The sequence below is a fragment of the Mesorhizobium sp. M7A.F.Ca.MR.148.00.0.0 genome (genome assembly GCF_003997735.1).
GTDB lineage: Bacteria > Pseudomonadota > Alphaproteobacteria > Rhizobiales > Rhizobiaceae > Mesorhizobium.
On the sequence record NZ_RZTB01000635.1, the window covers coordinates 1 to 250 of the forward strand.

Consider the following 250-nt stretch of genomic DNA (forward strand, 5'->3'; position numbering starts at 1 on the left):
GCCTCGGCCGCCTCGATCATGATCTGCTTGGCGGTCGCCGCGAGGTCATGCTCGCACAGCGATTTGCCGACATTGGTGCCACGCGCGGCAAGAAAGGTGTTGGCCATCCCGCCACCGATGACGAGGGCATCGACCTTCTTCACCAGGTTCATCAACAGATCGATCTTGGTCGAGACTTTGGCGCCGCCGACAATGGCGACGACCGGACGAACCGGTTTTCCCAGGCCCTTCTCCAGCGCCTCAAGCTCGG

1 protein-coding gene is annotated in these 250 nt (G+C 62.4%); it reads right to left on the minus strand.

The window, feature by feature from the left end; all coding sequences use genetic code 11:
* The coding region (gene pgk / locus EOB49_RS35615; protein ID WP_127383578.1) for a phosphoglycerate kinase at positions 1-250 on the minus strand (250 nt) is incomplete at both ends.